This window comes from Chryseobacterium sp. SIMBA_038 (genome assembly GCF_046535115.1).
Classification (GTDB): Bacteria; Bacteroidota; Bacteroidia; order Flavobacteriales; family Weeksellaceae; genus Chryseobacterium.
Genome location: NZ_JAWRXH010000001.1, coordinates 473,570 through 489,942 on the forward strand (window position 1 = coordinate 473,570; position 16,373 = coordinate 489,942).

Genomic DNA, 16,373 nt, shown 5'->3' on the forward strand with positions numbered 1-16,373 from the left:
TAAATTTGTGACAAATATAAAATTTTTAGAAGTTAGAAGCTAGAAATTAGAGATTAGTTTTTCAGGTTTTGTCATTGATTGAATGTAGAATTTATTTTTTTAGGTTTAAAAGTAAAGTTGAGAAGTTTCTTACATGCAAAAGGAGGAAAAAAATATTGAAAATTAAGTTTTGGCTAAAGCCGAATGAAGATTTTCTTTGTTTTAAACGGGCTAAAGCCCGTTCCTATTGATATTGACAATTAAAACATTGAAACTTAACAGAAATAATTCATAATTCATAATTCATAATTCATAATTCATAATCAAAATTACTTATTACCTATTATTCATTACCCATAAAAAAGACTGCCCAAATGGACAGCCTTTTATCTCAAAGTTTAAAATGATGAAGGTTATTTAGTTTTTGATGAATCTTTTTGAGATTTCACCGATTTGGATCATATAAGCACCTTTGGTAAGATTGCTCACATTTGCAGATCCTCTTTGAAGTTTTCCTGAGTTAATTAGTTTTCCACCCATATCGAAGATCTTGTAATCTTCTGTTGTCGTATTTGAAATATTTAAAATATCTCTTACAGGATTTGGATATAATTTAATGTCTGTCATTAAATCTTTAGTACCCAATAGATCTCCTTTTCCTGAAGAAACAATATTTAGTGTATAATCTTCAACTTGTCCGTAAGTATATGAACCACAAGATGATGTTGGAACAGAATTATATTGCATCATTACTCTCATTCTGGTAGTTCCCACCGTTGCCGTTGCCGGAATTGTGATGCTTCCTGTTACAGGAGTTGTTGTAGAGCCTGTTTTAGACCAAGCCAATTCTCCACTGTCTGTGAAGTCACCGTCACCGTTGTAATCAATGTAAACTGCGTAAGCTTCACTGTAAACCGTTGATGTCCAAACCGGAGTTACTGAAACTGTATAAGCACTTCCTCTTGTTACGTTTGTAGAAACAGCAGTAAAGTTTTCATATCCTGCAGTTCCTGTAGAAGTATTGTTGATTGTTCCGAACTTTACATTTCCGATTCTCTCATCAGCCGTATTTGTTGAAGCCGCTGAACAGTAACTTACTGCGCTTCCCGCAAGAGTTGTAACGCTCACAGAGTTACTTGCAACTGAAACATTTCCTGCTGCATCTTTCGCTTTAACTGTAAAGCTGTAAGTTGTTGATGGCGTTAAACTTGTTGCTGTGTAAGTTGTTGAAGCCGTAGAACCTATTAATGAAGCTCCCTGATACACATCATAACCTGTAACACCTACCGCATCTGTTGCGCCAGACCAAGAAAGATTTGTACTTGTAGAAGTTGTTCCTGAAGCAGCTAAAGTAGGAGCAGTAGGAGCGATCACATCACCACTTCCTGAGCCTGCATTTACCGTAATATTAGCATTATTTACATCAAAGAAAATATGATTAGAACCTTTTACCATAATTCTTCCTGTTGTTGTAGAAGCATTTGGAATAACTACAGCCTGAGTTCCGTCGTTTGGAGTTCCTGCCAATAGAGTAGTCCATGTTGTTCCTGAATTGGTAGACCAAAGAATATCTACATTTGCCGCGTTTACTCCGTTGGCGGTAGTTCCTGCAACATTCCAGGTTACGGTTTGAGAAGTTCCGCCTGTATAAGTTGTTGCTGAATTTTGAGAACTTACACTGAATGGTCCTGCCGTTCCATTAACTGTAACGATCGCATCATCAGAATTATTTCCTGAACCTCCCGCTCTGTTGTCACGAACTGTAAATCTGAAATTCAACGTTCTTGCAACATTAGATAAAGCTTCAACAGTGATTTCCGAACCTGCTGTGGTGGTTGCTCCCGTTAAAACTGAAGCCATTCTTGGGAAATATCTCACAGGAGTAGTCTGTGGAGTCCAAGATCTGAAAGTCGGTCCTGTTGCTTTTGTAGCACTTGCCGCAGAACTCGCTCCAGTTTGAGAAGATGAAGCGTTGTCCATTTGCTCCCAAACATAAGTTAATGAATCACCGTTGGCATCAGTTCCCGTTCCTGTCAGCATAAACGGCGTTCCTTTTGGAATTGTATAATCTAAACCTGCGTTAGCTGTTGGAATTGAATTTCCTGTTGAAGTACTTACAGGACAGGTTTTAGCTTTAATATTATTGGTGATCTGCTGAATACTCACCGCATGGAAAAATGCATCTGAATGTGGTTGAATATCCTGAGCAGTAATTCCCGCATATCCCATGATCGTTGATCCTGAGCCAGGTTCCATATTTACACCAGTTCCTTCATTTGAGTGAGAAAAAGTGTGATTTCCTCCAAATTGATGACCCATTTCGTGAGCTACATAATCGATATCGAAGTTATCTCCTGATGGAATGGCATCTGCGGGAGAAGTATAACCGCTTCCTTTTGAACCGTTTGTACAAACACAGCCGATGCAACCTGCATTTCCGCCGCCTCCGGAAGCTCCGAATAAGTGACCGATGTCGTAATTTGCTTCACCGATTACAGAAGTTAAAGTTGATTGAAGCTGAGAATTCCAACTGCTCATTCCTGAAGCTGCAGAATAAGGATCTGTAGAAGCGTTGGTATAAATTACCGCATCATTATTAGCGATAAGCACCATTCTTGCTGCAAAATCTTTCTCAAAAACTCCGTTTACACGAGTCATTGTGTTGTTCATTGCTGCTAAAGCGTTGGCTTTTGTTCCTCCAAAATAAGTTGTGTATTCTCCTGTGCTTGAAAGGGCTAATCTGAATGTTCTTAATTTAGCATCGTCAGCATTGGGTCTTGCTGCAAGATTGTTTGCACTGATAACACCTTTTTGAGCAACATCAATTACGGTACATTCAAATTTATTAAGATCATCTTTTTTGTCTGATTTTTTGTAAACAACATAAGTTGAAAGATCTTTTGTGTAAGGCTCAATGAAAACTGCGGATTTATCTCCATAAATTTCCATGGAAGATAATCCTAGCTGAGAAATACTGAAATAAACTGTAGAATTTGGATCATCAAGACCTTCACCAACGTAGGATTTGATATCAGGATACTTTGCCGCTAACTGAGGATCGAAGTTTGAATTTTCTTTAACTTTAAAATTTTCCATTTTCCCTTCTGAATTCGGGAAAGAAATAATGATCATGGATTTTTCGCCAACAGCCAGTCTTTTAGGAGCTTTGGCCAATACATTTTTTAAACCGTTAATATCAAGGCTGTAAACCTTAGGATTAGTAACGAAATTCTTGTTTTCGAAGACCTCAGAAGTAGCTTTTCTTGAGCCTTCAGACCAAAGACGATCTGTCTGAGCGAAAGAAATGCCTGTGATAAGAAGCATTCCGATCATTGATAACTGTTTTTTCATATAAATATTATTTTGATTGTGGGATATCAAAGCTAATGAAAAATTTATAATGAAAAACGAAATTTTTTAAGAAAATTTATGATAATCTATTTAAATTATTATGCGATACATTGAATGTAGTTCAAAACGCATTATCTCAAAAAAAGAAAATAGCACACGCAAAATACGTGTACTATTCAATTATGATAATATAATTCTAATTTTATATTTATTGTTGGGCGAGTAGCCTTTTAATAATTTTTAATTAAATAAAATTATTTTGTAATATCTCTACCGATAACCAATCTCTGGATTTCAGAAGTTCCTTCACCAATTGTACATAATTTAGAATCTCTGTAATATTTCTCAGCAGGGAAGTCCTTTGTATAACCGTAACCTCCGAAGATTTGAACCGCATTATTTGCAATTCTTACACAAGCTTCAGAAGCATATAATTTTGCCATAGCTCCTTCTCTTGTCATTTTTTGCTTAGCATTTTTCAATGTTGAAGCCCTTTGGATCAATAATTCAGAAGCATCGATTTCTGTAGCCATATCTGCCAACATGAAGTTGATCGCCTGGAATTCAGATATTGATTTTCCGAACTGATGTCTTTCTTTAGCATACTTTAAAGCAGCTTTATAAGCTCCTCTTGCAGTACCTAAACTTAATGCTGCGATAGAAATTCTACCTCCGTCAAGAATTTTCATTGCCTGTTTGAAACCTTCACCAACTTCTCCCAAACGGTGAGAATCCGGAACTCTAACGTTGTCGAAAATTAATTCTGCAGTTTCAGAAGCACGCATTCCTAGTTTGTTTTCTTTTTTACCAGAAGAAAAACCAGTCATTCCTTTTTCTAAAACGAAAGCTGTAGAGTTATTTTTAGCACCAATTTCTCCTGTTCTTGTCATTACAACAGCGATATCACCAGAAATAGCGTGAGTAATAAAGTTTTTAGCACCACTGATAATCCAGTCACCACCGTCTTTTACAGCCGTTGTAGACATACCTCCAGAATCTGAACCTGTGTTGTGCTCAGTTAATCCCCAAGCTCCGATTACTTTACCAGAAGCCAATTGAGGAAGCCACTTGTGTCTTTGTTCTTCATTTCCAAATTCATAAATATGGTTTGTACAAAGAGAGTTGTGTGCCGCTACAGAAAGACCAATTGATGGGTCAACCTGAGAAATCTCGTCAAGAATCGTAACATACTCATGGTAACCAAGACCAGAACCACCATACTGCTCAGGAATAACAATTCCCATAAAACCCATTTCTCCTAATTGGTGAAATAAATCTTTTGGAAAAGTTTGACTTTCATCCCATTCCATTATATTCGGTCTGATGTTTTTTTCAGCAAATTCTCTTGCCGTCTCAGCTATCATTTTAATGTTGTCAATTGTTTCTGTATTCATATAGATAAAATAGTTAGTGCCCAAAGATACTTAAATTGTTGGTATACGAAAAAAAATTATTACCATCACGGTATTTCATTCACAAAGTTTTAATTATCAATTTTTTATATTTTGTTAATTAATGATTTTTTAATAAAAATTTCAGAACTTTGAGTTGATTAATTTACTATTTTAGCCACCCAATTTTAAAGCATGAAAAAACTTTTACTTCCTATTATTTTATTTTCATCGTATATCTCGGCTCAGGCTCCTGCAGGATATTATGATGGAACAGCGGGGCTTACAGGCTATGCCTTAAAGTCGAAACTTCACGATATTATATCGGCAAAAAACACGAATTGGAATTATGGCGACCTTACCAATTACTATAATCAAACCGATCTGGATAAATATTATGACCACGATGCCAGCAATACAACTATATTATTAGATATGTATTCTGAAATTCCTACAGGACCGGATGCCTATGAATATACAACAGCAAATATTATCGGAAGCGCAGGCGCAGAAGGACTGGGGTGGAATAGGGAGCACATGATGCCTCAAAGTACATTTTATAGTAATTATCCGATGTATTCTGATTTATTTTACGTGGTTCCTACGGATGCGAGAATCAATCAGTTAAGAAGTAATTATCCTTATGGAATTGCTGGTACAACGACTTTTTATACCTTCACGAACACTTCGAAAATCGGAAACAGTGCGATTCCTAATTCAGTTTATACAGGGCGTGTTTATGAGCCTATTAATGAATTTAAAGGTGATGTAGCAAGAAGTTTACTGTATTTTGTGGTGAGATATGAAGGAAAATTAGGTTCTTTTAACTTTAATAATAATGCAAACCCGGCTTCTGACACGAATCCTTTGGATGGAACAGAAGAAAAAGCTTTTGATAGCGCATATATCGCAATGCTTCTTCAATGGAATGCTCAGGATCCTGTTTCTCAAAAGGAAATTGACCGAAATAATTCCGTTTATACTTTACAGAAAAATAGAAATCCATTTATAGACAATCCTGCTTGGGTAAACGCGATTTGGTCTCAAACTCCGGATGCAGTTGTTCCACAAACACCATTAAATCTTACGGCAACTCAGACCAGTGCATATTTTACGACTTTAAGCTGGTCGCCAAGTACAAGTACAGATGTTATTGGCTATAAAATCTATCAAAACGGTACATTGGTAGCTTCAACAAAAAATACTTCAATCAGTATCGATCATTTGACGCCGTCTACAGCCTATAGTTTTACGGTTAAAGCTTATGATAACGGATATTTACTTTCTTCAGACAGCAATATTGTTCCTGTTACAACTTTAGCCTCAGATATTTATTCTAAAGATTTATTAATTACAAAATATTTAGAAGGAACATCTAATAATAAAGGGCTAGAAATAACAAATAAAACAGGTCACACAGTAAATTTAAATGATTATAGATTATCAATACAGCTTCCGAGTGGTAGTAATTTCTATTATCCTGCGCCTTATGAATTGGAGGGAACAGTACAAAACAATGAAAGCTTTGTAATCCTTCATCCAAACGCTAATTTCTCTTGTTATGTAATTAATCAGGCGAAATTTGTTACTGCAGCTCCTCAAATGACGTTTTCAGGAACTCAGTATTTAGAATTACGTTACAAAACAACAACCGTTGACGCAATTGGAACCAACGGACAGAGTAATTCATTGGGAAATATTTCTTTATACAGAAAAACAAATATTACACAGCCTACAAATGCGTTTAATCTTAGTGAATGGGATTCTTATGCAAGTAATTACTGTGATAACTTAGGAACATTGTCTACCTCTGAATTATTGACTGAAAATAAAAAATTCAGAATTTATCCAAATCCAACTCAGGAAAATATTTTTGTGAGCGGAAATGAAACAGAAAAAATCAAAACTGCACAGATTTTAGATTTATCCGGAAAATTGATATATACTGAAAAAACTCCTTTTAAAAATAAGAAGAATATTTCTTTGCAAAATTTATCATCAGGAACGTATTTATTAAACCTTGATGGGAAAGCATATCAGTTTATTAAAAAATAAAATTTAAGGTTAAAATATAAGATGCTTCGACTTCGCTCAGCATGACATTTCTAATACTAACTGCATTATTTCAGCAGTATCTTTTTAGCGATGTCATGCTGAGCGTAGTCGAAGCATTTCACTTATAAAAGAACAGATAAAAAATTAATTATACAAAAAAGCCCTAAAATCAAGGATTTACAACATCATTGATATAAGCAGATTCACTAATAATCAATATCTATAAGTGTTTCTGCTTATATCTTTTATTTATAAGTAATTATGCTTATATTTGCAAAATGATAGCGGTCCTTACGGGTGATATTATAAATTCGCAACACGCAGACACAGAAGTTTGGATTACCAAGCTAAAGAATCTTCTGGAACATTGGGGGAGCTCACCACTTACGTGGGAAATTTACAGAGGAGACGAGTTTCAGTTCAAATGTAACATTGATGATGTGTTTTGGCATTTTCTAGCCATAAAATCTCTTATAAAAAGTCAGGAAAATTTAGATGTAAGAATTGCCATTGGTATTGGTGAGGAAAATTTTTCGTCCGAAAAAATCACAGAATCCAACGGAACTGCCTATGTAAATTCCGGCAGATTATTGAATGACATTAAGAATGACGGGCACACCGTTGCCATTAAAACTTCCAACGACAACGTAGACAGAGATCTTAACATACTTTTGAAATGGTCCTCCAAAGACTTTGACAACTGGACAATGGCGACTTCAGAAATCATTCACGAAATGATCATGAACCAAGACATTACTCAGGAAGATCTGGCTAAGAAATTCGCGATTTCACAATCGTCGATAAGTCAGCGACTGAAACGTGCAAACTACGAGCTTATCGTAGAAACCAATCAATATTTTAGAAAGAAAATCTCAGAATTATAAACTATGATCTTTACTAAACTCATATTGGCACATTTACTTGGAGACTTTATTCTCCAGCCAAATTCATGGGTAGCTGATAAAGAAAGCAAAAAACTGAAGAGCAAATATTTGTATCTTCATGTTCTGATTCATACCGTTTTAAGTTTTATGTTTCTTTGGGACTTACAACTTTGGTGGGTAGCGGTTTTGGTGGGAGTTTCACATTTTATTATTGATGCTGCCAAATTAACTTTTCAAACGATTAAGAATAAAAAGAACTGGTTTTTTATTGATCAAGTGCTTCATATTTTAGTCATTGCAGGAGTATCTTTTTATTTTAATGAATTTAATTTTGAATTTTTAACAGATCAAAACACTTTAAAAATAGTAATGTCAGCTTTGTTTTTAACGACACCTGCTTCTATTTTTATTAAAATATTATTGTCTTCATGGACACCCGTTCCGGAGACAGTAAGCAATATACAAACCGAATCTTTATCAAGTGCAGGAAAATATATCGGGATTTTAGAACGTTTACTGGTTTTCACTTTTATTATGGTGAATCACTGGGAAGGTGTAGGTTTTATGGTGGCTGCGAAATCTGTTTTCAGGTTCAGCGATCTTGCACAGGCCAAACAAAGGAAATTAACAGAATATGTATTAATCGGTACATTACTGAGCTTTGGAATGGCAGTTTTAACAGGAATTTTAATTAAGTAAAATAAATATAAATCTAACTAATAAGACATTTAGAAAAATGGAAAAGAAAGAAATGTTGTACGAGGGTAAGGCAAAACAAGTATTTGCAACTGATAATCCGGATCAGGTAGTTGTACGTTTCAAAGACGATGCGACTGCATTTAATGCTCAAAAAAGAGGATCTGTGGATTTGAAAGGTGAAATGAACAATGCCATCACAACTTTGATTTTTGAATATTTAAATGAAAAAGGGATCAAAACTCATTTCATTAAGCAATTGGACGAAAGAGAGCAGTTGGTAAAAAAAGTATCTATTATTCCTTTGGAAATGGTTGTAAGAAACTATTCTGCAGGAAGTATGGCTCAAAGATTAGGAGTTGAAGAAGGAATTAAATCTCCGGTTACAATCTTCGATATCTGCTACAAAAAGGACGAATTGGGAGATCCGCTTATCAACGATCACCACGCAGTTTTCTTAGGTGCAGCTACGTATGAAGAGCTTGATGAAATGTATGAATTAACTTCTGACATCAACGAAATCCTAATCGATCTTTTCGATAAAATGAATATTATCCTTGTTGACTTCAAAATTGAATTAGGTAAAACTTCTGACGGAGAGATCATCTTGGCAGACGAAATTTCTCCAGATACTTGCAGACTTTGGGATAAGGATACAATGAAAAAATTAGATAAAGACAGATTCAGAAGAGATCTTGGAGAAGTAACTGAAGCTTACGTTGAGATCTACAACAGACTGAAAACTTTACTAGGTAAGTAAAGTTTGAGAAGTTAGAAGTTAGATATTAGAGGTTAGTATGAAATCGCACCGGATAGAAGATCTTAAAGTTTGGAGTAAATCAATGGCTTTAGTAAAAGAAGTTTATTTGGTTACCGCAGAATTACCAAGTGAAGAAAAATTTGGTTTACTGTCTCAAATTAGAAGATGTGCAGTTTCAATACCGTCTAATATTGCAGAAGGAGCAGGAAGAAATAATAAAAACGAATTTTATCAATTTCTTGGAATTGCGTTTGGTTCAACTTATGAATTGCAAACTCAGTTACAATTATTGGTAGATTTAAATTTTATTTCTGAAACTAAAATAGTTCCTTTAAAAGCACTTTTAACTGAGATACAGAAAATGATTTATTCATTAAAGACAAGTTTAAAATTATAATTGAAGTTAACTTAGACTAATTTCTAACATCTAATATCTAACTTCTAATTTAGAAAAAATAGAAATGAAAAGTTTAGACATTCATAAAAGTGAATATTTAAAACAGTTTGAAACTCAAACCTACGGTAGAAATCTTTTCAGAACGCAGGAAGAAGAAAGACTGGATGCTCCGAACGAGGAGTGCGGTATCTTCGGAATGTATTCTGACAACGATCTTGATACGTTTTCTCTTTCACAATTCGGGCTTTTTGCTTTACAGCACAGAGGTCAGGAAGCTTGCGGTATTTCTGTTCTTAAGGACGGAAAAATCACCAACATGAAGGATGAAGGTTTGGTTTTGGATGTTTATAAAGAGATCCAGGATCCTGAAGCTTTTATGGGAAATTCTGCAATCGGGCACACACGTTACACGACGGCAGGAGACAAAAAGAAATATAATTTTCAGCCATTTTTCGCCAAAAACGAATATGATCAGATTATACTTTCTATCGCTCACAACGGTAACTTAACCAATGCGAGAGAATTAAAAACAGAATTAGAAGCTGAAGGCGTTGTTTTCAGAGCAACTTCGGATTCTGAGGTTATTTTAAGATTAATTCAAAAAAATCTTGATCTAGGACTTCGTGGCGCTATCAAAGCAACCATGGAAAAAATAGAAGGTGCGTATTCTGTTGTTGGGATGACGAGAAATAAATTCTTTGCATTCAGAGATTTCAACGGAATCAGACCTTTAGTTTTAGGTGCAGTGGACGAAAAAACATATGTTGTTGCTTCAGAATCTGTAGCTTTAGACGCTGTTGGCGCTCAATATGTTCGTGATATTTTACCGGGAGAGATCATTTACACCAATGAAAACGAACCTGGAAAGCTGAATTCTTCAATGGTAAATGAAGAAAGAGGAAAGCAGAGAATCTGTTCTTTTGAGTACATTTATTTTGCAAGACCAGACTCTACTTTAGAGAATATCAACGTTTACGAAATCAGAGAAAAATCTGGTGAAAAGATCTGGGAACAGGCTCCTGTAGAAGCAGATATCGTAATTGGAGTTCCTGATTCGGGAGTTCCGGCGGCGATTGGTTTTTCTAAGGCTTCTGGAATACCTTTCCGTCCTGTTTTAATTAAAAACAGATACATTGGAAGAAGTTTCATCGTACCGACTCAGGAAATGAGAGAAAGGGTAGTGAACCTGAAATTGAATCCGATTATTTCTGAAATCAAAGGCAAAAGAGTAGTCATTATTGACGACTCTATCGTTCGTGGAACGACTTCTAAAAGATTGGTTAAGATCCTGAAAGAAGCTGGTGTAAAGGAAATTCACTTCAGAAGTGTTTCTCCGCCAATTATCGCTCCTTGTTATTTGGGGATCGATACACCTTCGAAAGATGATTTGATCTCTGCCAATATGACGACTGAAGAACTTAGAGTTTATCTGGGTGTTGACTCTCTAGAATTTTTAAGTACAGACAACCTGAAAGAAATTTTAGGGTCTTCCAACCATTGCTTCGGATGTTTTACAGAAGAATATCCTGTTGCGAAAGGAGAAGAAATAGAGCTATTTAATTAAGCTTAAATAAATTGATAAATGAAAAGGTCAGACTAATAATTTAGTCTGACCTTTTTCTATTGATATATTAAAATTTGTTCTAGAATTTGTAGTTTAATCCTAATTGGAAAACTCTGTTGGTTGTTGCATCAACTCCTTTTACAGGGTTTGCATCAATATTAGTTAAACTGTTTACGTATCTCGCGTTGATTCCTAAATTATGAGTGAAATCGTACCCTAAACCAAGACCTAAACCAACATTAAATTTCTTGATATCATCTTTATTAATGTCTTCAGATGTTGATGAAGCCTGAGTTGTTGTAACACCTCCTGTTGTAGATTCAATTGTTCTTGAACCTTTATTTTTTCCGTCAATAAAATAACTGAATTCCGGACCTGCTTCTATATAAAAGTTCTCAGTAGGTCTCATTTGAAGCATCAACGGAACTGAAATATAATTCAGCGTTGTAGAATAATCATCTTTTGTTTTTACAGTAGTTGCTCCTGTAGTAACTTCAGTAGAAGAAAGTACACTTTTTGCACCTAACTGATTATATAAAACCTCTGGTTGAATTGCAAACTTTTTAGATAATGGAATATTAACAAGTACACCCGCATGGAATCCTAATTTTTGATTATCCAGACTCACATCCTGATCATTGAAAGATGCTGTGTTTCCTCCTGCTTTAATACCAACTCTTATTGGCCCTTTATCATTGTTCACAGTAGTTACTGTAGGAGTAGTTTTTGTTTCTTGAGCAAATGCTAGTGAACCAGCGACTACTGCTAGTCCTAGAAATAACTTTTTCATAATTGTTTATTTTTAAATTTTACTTTACTTTCTCAGTCTGATTTTTCAACCGGACGTTCAGTAATTTGCAAATTGCTTGCCAAAACTGAAAATTTACACGTTTAACCTGTCATAGATGCCCTGTAGAAGGGATTCTTAAAATTGAAAATAAACTAAATTTTAACATAATAAATTGAAATTTCGTAATCAAATATGAATTTTATATTAATTTTTACATCAAATTAATTAAGTTTATGATATTAAAATTTATTTCATTAAGTGTTGAAATTTATATTATTTAAAAATTAAAAATGATGATTAGTAGGAAAAATTTGACCTTCCTTGTTACTCAATGATCAAATATTTACTTGAATTTGTATGATAAGCTCCTTTAATTATCAAAAATTATGATCCTAAAAAAGTTTAAACTTAAGAAATAGTTTAGGATTAATTTAAATTTTCGACGATTCCGGCTAAATAAAAGAGCCAAGATCATAATAATCCTGACTCTCTTTGAAATCTAATCTATCACTTTTATTTTATAGACCAAGTTTATGAGCTAAACCTAATTTATATTTCAATTGTTTTCAAATTACATGCCAAAATAATATTTAAAACATTGTAAATCAGCAATTTAAATAATTATTTTTAATTAAAAATGCATTAATTTGTTTAATTGAATAATTAAAACATCTGTAATTATTATTTTTATAAAGTGTAATTTTAATTATTTAGTATATTATAAATTTTTCTTTATTTGAATTTATAAGACAAACCAACTTGTAAACCATTATCAGTAACATATCTTGCATTGATCCCGAGATTTGGGGTGATATTATAACCTGCACCTATAGCAAGATTAGCCTGAAAAGCATTTTTAGATTTAAAATGGTCTACATGAGAAGTGTTATCTATAATACTTTTTGTATTTTGACTCAACAAGATAGTCGCTTGTGGGCCTGCTTCTAAATAAAATTTAGGGGTAAAATTATACTGAAGCATTACCGGTATTGTTAACAAATGACTTGTAGTTGTATAAGACTCTGAAAAAGTTGAATAACGATTTGTAGCCTTAGTTCCCGTCATAGTATATAATACTTCTGGTTGAATACTAAAATGCTCAGAAAGTGGGATATTGACAAATCCACCTGCATAAAATCCCACTTTGCCCTTTGGATTTTCTATAAAATCACCTGATGGGCGAGGTGTGAAATTTGCTCCTCCTTTTATACCAAATGTAACAGGCGAGGAAGATTTGATTATTTCTTTTGTTGTAGTTTGTGCAAATGCTAAAGAGCTTGCGGTAATTGCTAATCCTAAAATTAATTTCTTCATAATTTGTTTTAATTTTACTTACTTGTTATATTTTCAGACTGTTAGTTCTGAAGTCTGACTTTCTCTCTCATTAGCAAAGCTTATACCAAAATAAAATTCAAATAACTGAAAATCAAATAGTTAAATAATGTTATTTTTATTTAAATTTTAATTAATTAACATAGTTACTATAAAGAATTAAGAATTATTAATTAATTTTATAAACACTAATATTTCAGAGCATATATTTTTTTCTAGGCGATAATTTGTAAAAATATAAAGACAAAAAAAGGTCAGGCTAAAAAATAACCTGACCCTTTTTTATTAAAATCAATATCTGTTAGAACTTGTATGCAAGACCTACCTGGAAAACATTGTTTTTTCCTTCTGGCTGTTCACCTGCAACTTCTTTTCCTATATCTGTAACACCTGCAACATATCTTGCATTAACACCGATATTTGGAGTGAAGTAATAACCAGCTCCGATACCAATACCGAAATCAAAACCTTTGATATAATCATTAGCTTTTACTGATACAGACTGATATTTGAATTTAGAATCTATTAAGAAACTGAATTGAGGTCCAGCTTCAAGATAAAATTCCGGAGTTGCGTTATATTGGAACATTACAGGAACTGAAATGTAGCTTAAATTTACTTTAAGATCTTCAAGACCGTCTGCTTTTGCGCCAACACCGTTATATAAAACTTCCGGTTGAAGGCTGAAATTTGATGCAATTGGAGCATTCAAAAATAAACCTCCATAAAATCCTGCTTTAGCTTTAGAATCACCACCAGAAATAGTAGCAACGTTAAGACCTGCTTTAACTCCTAATTTAAGTGGAGAAGAAGATGGCGCTTTTTCTTGAGCAAATGCGATTGAACTTGCTGCAACTGCTAATCCTAAGAATAATTTTTTCATAGTTTTTTGTTTAGTTAATTTTTTATTATTGATTTGTTCGTTTAATAATCCCGAATATGCAAATTTCTTGCCAAAAAATATTAATTGAGTTTAAAATCAATAAAAATAACATGATATTTTAACGATTACATTTTATATTGGTATTCGATTTATTATTAATCAGCTAAAAATCAAAAAAAGTCAGACCTTACGATCTGACTTTATATTGAATTAAAATTTGTTATCTGAATGTTAAGAAAGCTTATTTGAATTTATAAGCCAATCCTACTTGGAATACATTATTTCTAATTGCATCTCCAGGGTTATCTTTAACGATATCCGTTAAACCAGCAACATATCTAGCTGTAACTCCGAAGTTTGGTGTGAAATAATATCCAGCTCCAATACCTATACCTACGTTGAATGTATTTAAATCATCCTTATAGTTATCACTTGTAGTTGAATTTCCGTTTGTTTCGTTTTTGATTTTGTTTTTAGCACTTACCATCAAACCAAATTCTGGTCCAGCCTCTAAATAAAGGTTTGGTAAAGCGTTGTACTGAAACATTACCGGTACTGCAACATAATCTAAATGGCTAGAAGTAGAGTATTTGTTACCAAGTACAGTATATTCAGTTTTGTTACCATATTGGCTATAAATAACCTCTGGCTGAATGCTGAAAGAACTTGCAATTGGAATATTAGCAAATACACCTGCGTTAAAACCGATTTTTGATTTGTTGTCATCAAGACCAGATCCTTTAGTTGCAGAAGAAACGTTCATTCCTCCTTTAACACCAAATGTAACTGGGTTTGAAGATGAAGCCGTAGCTGTAGTTGTTTGTGCGAATGCTAGTGAACTTGCAGTTACTGCTAATCCTAAAATTAACTTTTTCATAACTTTAATTTTTTAATATTTTACTATTCTTAATTTTAAATTTTACTACTGTCAATTTTTACGTTGACGCAGAGTATCTTTCAAATTGCTTGCCAAAACTGACAAACATGACAAAAGTCAGTAAAAATATCGCCTGAAAAACGAGCAACATTGCGATTAAATATTTAAAAATCAATTAATTAAAAGATTAAACAAACATTTGATTGCAAATCAAATAAATTGACACAAATTTCTAAAACCGGATTATTTTGCTTGAAATTTTTTGGAATTTTAATTAAATACTGTCCAATTGTCTGTAGAAATTCAAGGATTCAACGATATTTTTCTGGCTGCATTGATAATCATAAGTACATTCCCCGATTCCTGAGACTAATGAGAAGTTGATTTTACTGTCAGCATTCTTTTTATCATTCAATAATAAAGAGAAAATGTCTTCATCTTTAAAATCACTTATATCTAAATAAGGATAATATCTTTGAACATTTTCAATAATAATTTTTGAATCATCTTCTGAAATCAAACCTTCAAGATACGAAAGATGTGCTTCTGAAATCATTCCCATTGCAACAGCTTCACCGTGTAAAATAGGATTTCCCTGTTCCAAGCATAAACTTTCAATCGCATGACCGATAGTATGACCAAAATTCAGTGTTTTTCTGACATTTTTTTCATGAAAATCTTTTTCTACAACATCTTGTTTAATATCCATAGAAGTTTGAATATGTGGAATAATTCCTTCTATATCTAATTTATGGATCTGAATAAGATTGTCCCAATGCTTTTTATCTGCGATTAATCCGTGTTTAAGCATTTCTGCGAAACCACTTCTTAATTCTTTAGAAGGAAGAGTTTCTAAGAATTTAGGATACACAAAAATCTGTTCAGGAAAGCTGAAAGTTCCTACCATATTTTTATAGTGCATCAGATCGATTCCCGTTTTTCCGCCAATAGAAGCGTCACACATCGATAAAAGAGTAGTCGGAATATTAATAAACTGAACTCCTCTTTTATAGGTAGAAGCTACAAAACCTCCCATATCCGTAATAACACCGCCTCCAAGGTTGATGACAAGCGCTTTTCTGTCGGCTTTCATTTCTGTCAGAATTTCCCAAAGCTGATTGGCAGTCTGAATATTTTTCATTTCTTCGCCCGCTTCAATCTCCAGAATTTCAAATCCAAGATCGGTTTCCATATTGCCCAAAAGAACGGGAAGACAGTATTCATGTGTATTTTCATCAACTAAAATAAAGATTTTGCTGAATGATTTTTCGTGTAAAAAGTCGTTTAATTGAGAAAAATTATCGTTTAATATTGTTATCATTTTCAGAATTTCTATAACGTTAATAGTGAAACTATATTGCAAAGTTATGATTCTTAATTTTTAACTCGTAACTAAATTACTATCTTTGCAAAA

At 33.5% G+C, this 16,373-nt stretch carries 13 protein-coding genes; 6 read left to right on the forward strand and 7 right to left on the reverse strand.

The annotated features are described in order from the left end of the window. Positions 1-396: 396 nt before the first annotated feature. Both SB689_RS02135 and SB689_RS02140 read right to left on the reverse strand, forming a co-directional pair. Positions 397-3,330, reverse strand: coding sequence for a reprolysin-like metallopeptidase (locus SB689_RS02135; protein ID WP_410690478.1), 2,934 nt, complete (start codon positions 3,328-3,330; stop codon positions 397-399). A 254-nt stretch (positions 3,331-3,584) separates the two neighbouring features. Next, the gene (locus tag SB689_RS02140; RefSeq protein ID WP_410690479.1) at positions 3,585-4,724 is read right to left on the reverse strand and encodes an acyl-CoA dehydrogenase family protein; all 1,140 of its coding nucleotides are present in this window, start codon (positions 4,722-4,724) and stop codon (positions 3,585-3,587) included. Between the two features lie 192 nt (positions 4,725-4,916). Here SB689_RS02140 and SB689_RS02145 point away from each other — a divergent pair, with 192 nt between their 5' ends. The 6 genes from SB689_RS02145 to purF all read left to right on the forward strand — a co-directional run bounded on the left by SB689_RS02145 (position 4,917) and on the right by purF (position 11,077). Beyond that, complete coding sequence (locus SB689_RS02145) at positions 4,917-6,776, forward strand: endonuclease (RefSeq protein ID WP_410690480.1); 1,860 nt, start codon at positions 4,917-4,919, stop codon at positions 6,774-6,776. Between the two features lie 278 nt (positions 6,777-7,054). After that, complete coding sequence (locus SB689_RS02150) at positions 7,055-7,660, forward strand: SatD family protein (protein WP_410690481.1); 606 nt, start codon at positions 7,055-7,057, stop codon at positions 7,658-7,660. Positions 7,661-7,663: 3 nt separating this feature from the next. After that, the gene (locus SB689_RS02155; protein ID WP_410690482.1) at positions 7,664-8,359 is read left to right on the forward strand and encodes a DUF3307 domain-containing protein; all 696 of its coding nucleotides are present in this window, start codon (positions 7,664-7,666) and stop codon (positions 8,357-8,359) included. 37 nt (positions 8,360-8,396) lie between these two features. Then, on the forward strand, positions 8,397-9,116 hold the full coding sequence (purC, locus tag SB689_RS02160) for a phosphoribosylaminoimidazolesuccinocarboxamide synthase (protein ID WP_066758692.1): 720 nt from the start codon (positions 8,397-8,399) through the stop codon (positions 9,114-9,116). Positions 9,117-9,153: 37 nt separating this feature from the next. Beyond that, positions 9,154-9,513, forward strand: a complete 360-nt coding sequence (locus tag SB689_RS02165; RefSeq protein WP_410690483.1) for a four helix bundle protein — start codon at positions 9,154-9,156, stop codon at positions 9,511-9,513. A 64-nt stretch (positions 9,514-9,577) separates the two neighbouring features. Continuing rightward, a complete protein-coding gene (gene purF / locus SB689_RS02170) occupies positions 9,578-11,077 on the forward strand; it encodes an amidophosphoribosyltransferase (RefSeq protein ID WP_410690484.1) in 1,500 nt (499 codons plus the stop codon). 79 nt (positions 11,078-11,156) lie between these two features. On the opposite strand, the gene SB689_RS02175 is transcribed toward purF, so the two are convergent. The 5 genes from SB689_RS02175 to aroB all read right to left on the reverse strand — a co-directional run bounded on the left by SB689_RS02175 (position 11,157) and on the right by aroB (position 16,280). After that, positions 11,157-11,867 carry a porin family protein gene (locus tag SB689_RS02175; RefSeq protein WP_410690485.1) on the reverse strand — a complete coding sequence of 237 codons (711 nt, stop codon included), beginning with the start codon at positions 11,865-11,867 and terminating at the stop codon, positions 11,157-11,159. A gap of 732 nt (positions 11,868-12,599) precedes the next feature. Continuing rightward, on the reverse strand, positions 12,600-13,181 hold the full coding sequence (locus SB689_RS02180) for a porin family protein (protein WP_410690486.1): 582 nt from the start codon (positions 13,179-13,181) through the stop codon (positions 12,600-12,602). 319 nt (positions 13,182-13,500) lie between these two features. Then, positions 13,501-14,082, reverse strand: coding sequence for a porin family protein (locus SB689_RS02185; protein WP_410690487.1), 582 nt, complete (start codon positions 14,080-14,082; stop codon positions 13,501-13,503). Between the two features lie 241 nt (positions 14,083-14,323). After that, positions 14,324-14,959, reverse strand: a complete 636-nt coding sequence (locus SB689_RS02190) for a porin family protein (protein WP_066758682.1) — start codon at positions 14,957-14,959, stop codon at positions 14,324-14,326. Between the two features lie 274 nt (positions 14,960-15,233). Further along, positions 15,234-16,280 (reverse strand): 3-dehydroquinate synthase, encoded by a 1,047-nt coding sequence (aroB, locus tag SB689_RS02195; protein ID WP_410690488.1) that lies wholly within the window; start codon positions 16,278-16,280, stop codon positions 15,234-15,236. Positions 16,281-16,373: the final 93 nt, after the last annotated feature.